Annotated in this window: 4 protein-coding genes and 2 pseudogenes; 1 reads left to right on the top strand and 5 read right to left on the bottom strand. The window is 61.7% G+C overall.

What is annotated here, in order from left to right:
- Positions 1-691: 691 nt before the first annotated feature.
- Positions 692-1,299: pseudogene (locus tag Q427_RS11350) on the bottom strand (OmpW/AlkL family protein).
- A gap of 272 nt (positions 1,300-1,571) precedes the next feature.
- Here Q427_RS11350 and Q427_RS11345 point away from each other — a divergent pair.
- On the top strand, positions 1,572-1,868 hold the full coding sequence (locus Q427_RS11345) for a hypothetical protein (RefSeq protein WP_043513913.1): 297 nt from the start codon (positions 1,572-1,574) through the stop codon (positions 1,866-1,868).
- A gap of 93 nt (positions 1,869-1,961) precedes the next feature.
- Here the strand turns inward: Q427_RS11345 and putP are convergent, their stop codons facing one another.
- From putP to Q427_RS32220, 4 genes and pseudogenes are all read right to left on the bottom strand, one after another.
- A complete protein-coding gene (gene putP / locus Q427_RS11340) occupies positions 1,962-3,440 on the bottom strand; it encodes a sodium/proline symporter PutP (protein WP_043513911.1) in 1,479 nt (492 codons plus the stop codon).
- Positions 3,441-3,485: 45 nt separating this feature from the next.
- Positions 3,486-6,673: pseudogene (gene putA, locus Q427_RS11335) on the bottom strand (bifunctional proline dehydrogenase/L-glutamate gamma-semialdehyde dehydrogenase PutA).
- Between the two features lie 17 nt (positions 6,674-6,690).
- Complete coding sequence (locus tag Q427_RS11330; RefSeq protein WP_081785956.1) at positions 6,691-7,674, bottom strand: AraC family transcriptional regulator; 984 nt, start codon at positions 7,672-7,674, stop codon at positions 6,691-6,693.
- 62 nt (positions 7,675-7,736) lie between these two features.
- Positions 7,737-8,081: hypothetical protein (locus tag Q427_RS32220; protein WP_043513909.1), on the bottom strand; the 345-nt coding region annotated here is incomplete at its 5' end.

The following is an 8,081-nucleotide window of genomic DNA, read 5'->3' as shown; positions in this document are numbered from 1 at the left end:
TAATCTTCGGAGGAGGACGTGGCTTTGCGCATGGCATAAACGCCGATGGCGATCATGAGCGCAAAGTAACCAAAAAGACTGATCCAGACGCCAGTAGCCATGTGACTTCTCCAGTTCATTAGGGCGGAGCAATCTCCGACCTGTTAGCGCTTACCGTACAGAACCCGGTAATGGCACGGTTCTTGTTGTTAATTCCGTTTTTGCCTGCGTAACAAGGTGCTACTGCCTGTGACGCCAGCCTCTCTACCTCAATGCTCACCTCCTGTCGTTCCTGTTTCGTCCTGCACTGTTTCAAGGGAAGTGGGAAGGGCCTTGATTTAGAACCCTGAGCGCCCATCCAGACCGATCACAAGCTGGTGGTGGTCGTGGACATGATGGCGGATAGCGGTACCGAGAAGGGCTTGTGCGGATGGTACTCGACATGTCGAGTCTCGTACCGGCGAGATTCTTCATTGAGTCTAGGCGCTTCACGATGCCAGTCCATTCCACGGTGAATGAACGCACGCTAGTGGCCAGCCGTTTGCGTGAGGTGCACTGGGAAAATGCAAACAATCGTATCAATATCTCGACGCTGGAAGTGTGGCATGGAACGAGCCCGTGGTTGGGGCATTGAGCTTCCGGCAGTCAGGCGGCAAAACGCCGGGCGCATGGCCCGGCGTCGTCTTGCTACTTGCTATCGATTTGTTGTGCTTTAGAAGCGGAAGGTCACGCCGCCACCGATGGTCACCGGGTCCACCTTGGCCGTGCCAATACGCTCGCCTTCGCTGGAGAGGCGTGAGTCGACGTCGGCGTAGTTGGCGAAGCCGTTGAACAAGAAGTTGTCGGTGACAGCGAGGTCGACACCCACCTGGCCCACGGCGCCGTAGGAGCGGCGTGCGTTGATCCTTCGGGCTCGCCAGAGAAGCGGGTGTAGTTGAGGCCGGCACCGGCATAGGGCTGCACGCGTGAGTCGAAGCCCCCCAGCGGATAGTAGTTGACCATCAGGTTGACCGGCATGCGATCAATGGTGCCGGCATCGCCGCCATCAGCGCTCAGGCTGTGTTCGATCTTTTCGGAGCTGTTCAGCTCCACACCGAGGTTATCGGTGAAGAGGTAGCCGACACCGAATGTGAAGCCGGTTTCCCCGCTGCTGATGCCCAAATCTGCATCACCGACATTACCGTTGTCGGAGCGGGTATCGGACTTGGCAAAACCGCCGCGCACGAAGGTATCGCCGGCGCTGTAGGCCAGGGCCGCCTGGCTGACGAAGGCGCAACTGGCGGCAATTACGGCCACGGGGATCAATCGAATCGTTTTCATCAGTGCGTTCTCCTGGTCGACTCAGGCCGGACCCTCCGGCCACATTAAACTTCGCCAAGTATAGAAACACCGTTTCTAAAAGTCTTGTTTAATTTTGTTATGATGGCGATAGGCCGATTGTATCGCGATGTTGTCCTAATTTATGCATCGCTTTCCTTCTGAGCTGGAACGATCTGAGCTGTGGTGTGTACAAGTATTGTTGTGCTGCAATATTGGCGCGACGGGACGCGAGGGGCTAAGCCTTGTCTATAGACGATCAGAAGGAGAGGGCGATGAAGAGTCTGGCGAACGAGCGGCCTGTCTGGTTAGCGATGGGGTCCATGCTGCTGGCTGCAGCCCTTGCTCTCTGGCTGTTGCTGCATCCCGAACTGATCAGCGGCCTGCCCATGGCGTTGCGCCTCCCGGTCATAGGGCTGGGTGTCTGGGCGCTCGGCGCTGCCTTCATGCAGCCCATGGGGCTGGAGTTGCGGCGTCACTGGCAGCGGCGTGCCACGACACCGCCCTGGAGCCTGGTGGCACTGGGGGCGTTTACGCTGGTCGTGGTGATGCGTGCACTGTGGATGGCATGATTTGGCTGGCGCATTCTGGCTCAGTAATGCAACAGGCCGCCCTGGGGCGGCCTGTTGAGGTCATGAAAGGTGTGGTGTCGCCGGTATGGGCCGTCAGGCTTCTTCAAAGGTATCGAAGTCGGCGGTGACCCGAAGATTCGGCTCTTCGGTGGCAAGGCTTGCCACCACGATGGCGATATAGGCCAGGATAACGCCCGGTACGATCTCGTACAGATCGAAGATGCCGCCGGAGATTTCTGCCCACAGCACCACGGTCACGCCGCCAACCACGATGCCGGCCAGCGCCCCCCACTTGTTCATGCGTCGCCAGTAGAGCGACATGATCAAGGCCGGGCCGAAGGCGGCACCGAAACCGGCCCAGGCATAGGCGACCAAATCGAGAACGGTGGCATCGGGATTGAGCGCCAGCAGGTAGGCGAGCACGGCGATACCGATGACAGCAAAGCGACCCACCCAGACGAGCTCGGTCTGGCTGGCATCCTTGCGGAAGATCGCCTTGTAGAAGTCGTCCGTCAGTGCCGAGGAGGAGACCAGCAGCTGGGAGTCGGCGGTGGACATGATGGCGGCCAGGATGGCGGCCAGCAGGATACCGGCGATCACCGGGTGGAAGATGATGTTGACCATCACCATGAAGACGGTTTCGCCGTCGGCCAGGTCGCGCTGTACGAAACCCACCCCGAGAAGACCCACGGCAATGGAGCTGACCAGGGCGATGGCGGTCCAGGAAACGGCGATACGACGGGCGGCGGGAATGTCACGGTCGCTGCGAATCGCGGCGAAGCGAGCCAGGATGTGGGGCTGGCCGAAGTAGCCCAGGCCCCAGGCCAGCGAGCTGATGATACCGATGGTGGTCAGTGCTTCACCGGTGGAGGCGTCGCGGAACCAGGCGAGCATGTACTCGCTCTCTGCCGCCAGTGCGGCACCTGCACCGCTGGCGCCGCCCAGGTCGCTGAAGGCGATGACCGGCACGATGGCAAGCGCCGCTGCCATCATCAGGCCCTGAATCAGGTCGGTCCAGGAAACCGCCAGGAAGCCCCCGAAGAAGGTATAGGAAATGACCGCAATGGTGCCGATGGTCACGGCAATAGTGTAGTCATAGCCGAAGACCGTCTCGAAGAGGCGGCCCCCCGCCACCAGCCCGGAGCTGGTATAGAAAAGGAAGAACATCAGGATGAAGATGGCCGAGATCACCCTCAACAGCTGCGTCTTGTCCTGGAAGCGGTTGGCGAAGTACTCCGGCAGGGTCAGGGAATCGCTCAGCTTGAAGCTGTAGATGCGAAGCCGGCGCGCCACCACCAGCCAGTTGAGCCAGGTGCCGATCAGCAGACCCACGGCGATCCAGCTGGCCGAGATGCCGCTGACGTAGGCGGCACCCGGCAGGCCGAGCAGCAGCCAGCCCGACATGTCGGAGGCGCCAGCGGAGATGGCCGAGGTCCAGGGGCCCAGTGAGCGTCCGCCCAGGATATAGTCGGAGAGGTTCGTGGTACGTCGATAGGCGACGATACCGACGCCGAGCATCAGTAGCAGATACACCAGGAAGGTGAAGCCGATGGCCATATTGTTGTCAACCATTTCAAGGTTCCTTCAGTGTTGTTGTCGTGGCGACGAGTGAGTGGCTCACTCGTCTCCCAGCGCGAGCAGTGACGCATTCCCGCCTAGGGCGGCGGTATTGACGGTCACGGTCTTTTCCGTGGCGAAACGCAGCAGGTAGTGCGGTCCGCCCGCCTTGGGTCCGGTGCCGGAAAGGCCCTGGCCCCCGAAGGGTTGCACCCCTACGACGGCGCCGATGATATTGCGGTTTATGTACACGTTGCCAACGCGAATCTTTTCCGCAATGGCATTGGCAAAGGATTCGTTGCGGCTGTGTACGCCAAATGTCAGTCCGTAACCCCTGTCGTTAATCGATTCGACGACCTGATCGATCTCATTGGCCTTGTAGCGCACGATATGCAGCACCGGGCCGAACTGTTCCCGGTCCAGGCGTCGATGCCGTCGATGTGAAAGGCCACCGGCGCCACGAAGGTACCGAGTGCGGTGAAGGCCGGGTCCAGCCGGGTCTCTGCCAGCAGCCTGCCCTCGCCCTTGAGTCGATCGATGTGAGCCATGAGCCCCTTGCGGGCATCCTCGTCGATCACCGGACCCACGTCGGTGCCCAGGTCCCGGGGGTCGCCGACATGGAGTTCGTCCATGGCGCCCTTGAGTATCTCGATCACCCGGTCTGCCACATCATCCTGCAGGTAGAGCACGCGCAGGGCCGAGCAGCGCTGGCCGGCGCTCTGGAACGCCGACTGGATCACGTCGGTCACGACCTGCTCCGGCAGGGCGGTGGAGTCGACGATGAGCGCATTCATGCCGCCGGTCTCGGCGATCAGGGTCGGCAGGGGGGCATTCTCCCGAGCCGCCAGGGCACGGTTGATGATCTGGCGGTATCGGTGCCGCCGGTGAAGACAACACCGGTGATCCGCGTGTCGGCACTCAGGACGCTACCCACCGTGGGGCCATCGCCGGGAAGCAGCTGCACCACGTCACGGGGCATGCCGGCCTCGTGCAGCAGCTCGATCACCCGATGAGCACGATGGAGGTCTGCTCGGCAGGCTTGGCCAGTACGGTGTTGCCCGACACCGCCGCAGCAACCACCTGACCGCAGAATATCGCCACCGGAAAGTTCCAGGGGCTGATTGCGGCGAAGACGCCCTTGCCGCTGAGCATCAGTTCGTTGGACTCGCCGGTGGGGCCGGGCAGTACGGTCGGGGCGTCGAACAGCTCTTCCGCCCGCATGGCGTAGTAGTGGCAGAAATCCACGGCTTCACGGATCTCATCGACACCGTCGGTCAGCAGTTTTCCACCCTCGCGGGAGCAGAGCGTCATCAGCTCGGCCAGGTTCTCCTCCATGAGCTCGCCCAGGCGACGGATGATCGTAGCCCGCTCGGCCACCGGCGTGGCGTCCCAGCGTGGGAAGGCGGCCCAGGCGGCATCTACCGCCCGTGAGGCCTGCTCCCGGTTGGTCCATTGCACGCTCCCGACCCGCATGTTGCGGTCGTAGGGGCTGTTGACCTCATGGGTGTTGGCAGGGTCCTTTGGCACCTCGAAGGCAAGCAGCGGTGCCGCTTCGTAGGTCTTGTCCATGAAACCGGCCATGGCGTCCATCAGGGGCTGGTAATGGCTGCGCACGTTGAGGTTTACCCCTTTCGAGTTACGGCGTTTCTCGCCGTAGATGTCCTTGGGAAGCGGAATGCGAGGATTGGAATAGCTGGCGTACTGGCGCAGGCTTTCCACGGGGTGCACGCAGAGTGACTCCACCGGAACCTTGGGGTCGACCAGTTGGTGCACGAAGGAGGAGTTGGCGCCGTTCTCGAGCAGGCGGCGTACCAGGTAGGGGAGCAGGTCCTTATGGGCGCCACGGGGGCATAGATACGGCAGTAGGTGCCTTTCGGAGCGCGCTTCAGGGCGGCATCATAGAGGGCCTCACCCATGCCGTGCAGGCGCTGGAATTCGAACGAGCGCTTGGCCTCGTTCGACAGCTCGAGAATGGTGCTGATGGTGTGGGCGTTATGGGTGGCAAACTGAGGAAAGATCCGCCCGCGGGTCTGATCCGAGAGCAGGAAGCGCGCGCAGGCCAGGTAGGCCACATCGGTGCTTGCCTTGCGGGTGAAGACCGGATATCCCTCGACACCGAGTTGCTGTGACTCCTTGATCTCGCTGTCCCAGTAGGCGCCTTTGACCAGGCGCAAGGGGATTTCGTCGCCCTGACGGTCTGCCAGGCGATTCAAGTAGTGCAATACCGGCAGGGCGCGCTTTGAGTAGGCCTGTACCACCAGGCCAAAATGTCCCCAGCCCTTGCAGGTGTCGCTTTCATAGATGGCGCGAAAGACCTCCAGCGAGATCTCCAGGCGATCCACTTCTTCGGCGTCGATGGTCAGGGCCACATCCCGCTCCCGGGCCATGGCGGCGAGTTCCCGCACGGTGCCTACCAGTTCGACCAGAACCTGGTCGCGACGGCCGAATTCGTAGCGCGGGTGAAGAGCCGACAGCTTGATGGAAACCGAGGGGGACGGCGTGGCAGCGGGCAGCGACTGACTGGTCTTGCCGACACGCTCGATGGCCTGGGCGTAGTCGTCGAAGTAGCGCTTGGCGTCGGCCCGGGTGCGTGCCGCTTCGCCGAGCATGTCGTAGGAGTAGGTATATCCTTTGTTGAACAGGGGCTTGGATCGCTTCAGTGCTTCATCGATATCACGGCCGAGCACGAACTGCTTGCCCATGATCTTCATGGCCTCGACCATGGCGCGACGTATGACCGGCTCGCCCATGCGGTTGACCAGCTTGTTGATGAAACTCGATGGCTTGCCTTCGCGCGGCTTGTCGAGGGAGACCACGCGGCCGGTCATCAACAGTCCCCAGGTCGAGGCGTTGACCAGCCAGGATTCGCTCTGCCCCATATGCGCCTGCCAGTCGGCGGGCCCCAGCTTGTCCTCGATCAGGGCATCGGCGGTGGCCTTGTCGGGAATGCGCAGCATGGCCTCGGCGAGGCACATCAGCATCAGGCCCTCATGGGTATCGAGGCTATATTGCTGTAGCAGTTCATCGATGGTGTCCACCGCGGTGTCCATCTCGCGAACCTCACGCACGAGCTCGGCGGTCTTGCCAGCAATGCGCCGGAAGTCGTCGGTATCGGCACTCAGCACATTGACGAGTTCGCGGACAAAAGCGTCTTCATCGACCGCATAGTGTTCACTGATCCGTGCGAACAGGGTGTCGAGTTCCTGCTGCCAGGTGGCAGAATCCAGCATGTTATTGGCATTGAGCATCAGAGGTCCCCCGGGTGTCACCCGCCATGAAACGGCAAATCCACGGCTTCGCCAGACGTTCTTGCCTGGTGCCGTTGGATAACGATGACTGTAGGGGGGGCAGAGGGGGGGCGCTTGTCAATTTCCCGGATTTGTTTGTCGATTTCGTGGCTAATTGCAGTGGCAGGGCCGGATTTTCGACTTAAGTCGTAGGCTGGGGGCGAGCAATCAAGGTGGTAGCGACACGTTCGCTGCAGGCGCGCCGAAGCTGGGCTGGGGGGGCAGCCGAACGTACTGCGGAAGGCATGGGACAGTGCGCTCTGATGGGCAAAGCCGGTATTGGCGGCGATCTCCGACAGCGGCAGGCGACTCTCTTCAAGCAGTCGTCGGGCGGCTTCCAGGCGGCGGCGGCGAACATACTGCCAAGGTGATAGGCCGGTCTGCTCACGAAAGCAACTGCGAAAATGCGCTTCGCTCAGGCAGGCTTGTGTGGCGAGGGCGCCCACCGTCAGGGAGCGGGCCAGGTTCTGGTCGATAAAGTGGTCGAGCTTCTGCAGGTCCAGCCGGCGTCCGCCCGCTGGCGGCATGGTGTCGTTCCCCAGGCGGGAGTGCAGGCAGCCAAGTAACGTGGCCGCCAGGCGGTCGCTCTGCGCAGTGGCGCTGTTGCTTGCCTGGGTGATCGCCAGCTCCTGGAGCAGGAAGTCGAGGTAGCGCTTCAAGGGGTCGTCCAGGGAGAAGAAGCGTGGGGCATCGAACAGGCGCGAGAGCTCATGATGATACCCGGTCAGCGACGGTGCATCGGCGGGCAGGTCGAGGATCAGCTGACGGTTCTCACCCTGCCCGACATAGTAGTGCACGTGGTTGGCCGGCACGATACAGCCGGACAGGGCCGAGATGGCACCGCCGAGTCCTTCGATCTCGAACTCGGCCTTGCCCTTCAGGCCGATCACGATCTGGTGGAAGTCGTGGGCGTGGTGCTGAGTGGCGGTATCGAGCGGAATCTGACGTATGGCGCTGGGCATGGGAACCTCCCGGCCTGACTGGCATCCCTGCGAAGCATACCATACTCGGAAAACGGTCAGCTTCAGTCCTGGTCACGCTGCCGATTTCTTAGCCGGGTGTGGGCGGCCAGGTGATCACGCAGGGCGGCCAGTTCCTGCTGACCGGTGCTGTCGAGCAGCGGTTTTCCCTGGGGAATGCGCCAGGCTCGGCCATGGGCCTCCATCAAGCGGTGCGCCCTGCGTCTCACGCCATCCAGATAGTCGTCATGGCGTATCGGATAGTTGATGATCGTATCCCACTCATGCTGGCTGAGGCGGTCTTCCAGCGCCTTGTCGAAGAGTTCGAGCAGTTGCTCGGGCTCCGTGCGATAGCGTGCAGTACGCGAAAACAGCAGAATCAGCAACATGCCGCCAATGATCAGCGTGCA

Source organism: Halomonas sp. BC04, from assembly GCF_000568385.1.
Note: the sequence above shows the minus strand (reverse complement) of the source record. Positions and strands in the feature narration are given on the sequence as shown.

Bases quoted from the DNA above. Each gene is read 5' to 3' on its own strand.
- Q427_RS11330 (WP_081785956.1), bottom strand. From the start codon at position 7,674: ATGCCCAGCGCCATACGTCAGATTCCGCTCGATACCGCCACTCAGCAC.
- Q427_RS11345 (WP_043513913.1), top strand. From the start codon at position 1,572: ATGAAGAGTCTGGCGAACGAGCGGCCTGTCTGGTTAGCGATGGGGTCC.
- putP (WP_043513911.1), bottom strand. From the start codon at position 3,440: ATGGTTGACAACAATATGGCCATCGGCTTCACCTTCCTGGTGTATCTG.